Below are 592 nucleotides of genomic sequence, written 5' to 3'. Positions count from 1 at the left end.
CGCTTGACGCCGCTGCAACAGGCATCGCGCTTGAAGCACGCGACCACGACGTCATTTCTGACGCACTGGTTCCTCTCGACCTGGATGAAGACGATACTGCTGACGATGAAGATGTTGACGCGGTGTCTCGCGCACACGTGCGTGAGCACGGCAGCAAGGTCGTCGAACTCGCCCGAAGGCACGCCTTCGGCGAGTTCAACTCCAACAGAGCCGATAACAGAGTCTACGAGGACGAACAGATCCTCGATCTGTTCTCCTCGGCGTGCCTCACGCAAGGCAGTGCCCATTCAGAAGGGGAAGCTGGGTGGTTTCTCGACGAGAACGACATCTGTGATGACTCGACGTTCCTACGAGTGATCAAGCGTTTCGCACTGCCGGCTGATCAGGAGGTGTCCGTCTCAGTCCAGGAGTTACAGATCGAGGACATCGTGGCGTTCACGAAGGTGTTCCGCGAACACCTCATGAACGCGTTTGATGCTGCGACGGAGAACATCCTCCGAACGATCCGTCATGAAGACCCGTTCGACGACCGCCACGTCGTGGCGGCCGTCGACTTCACACACGTGCCCTACCACGTCTGGCCGTGGATCGA

Annotated in this window: 1 protein-coding gene and 1 pseudogene; one reads left to right on the top strand and one right to left on the bottom strand. The window is 58.6% G+C overall.

Features of this window, described 5'->3' with window-relative positions; translation table 11 throughout:
* On the bottom strand, positions 1-275 hold a 275-nt coding region (locus tag ACR3FF_RS27330; protein ID WP_458191243.1), incomplete at its 3' end, for a hypothetical protein.
* Between the two features lie 114 nt (positions 276-389).
* Here ACR3FF_RS27330 and ACR3FF_RS27325 point away from each other — a divergent pair.
* Positions 390-592, top strand: a pseudogene (locus ACR3FF_RS27325) (ISNCY family transposase); the annotation flags it as partial.

The organism is Haladaptatus ordinarius, from assembly GCF_054177595.1.
Note: the sequence above shows the minus strand (reverse complement) of the source record. Positions and strands in the feature narration are given on the sequence as shown.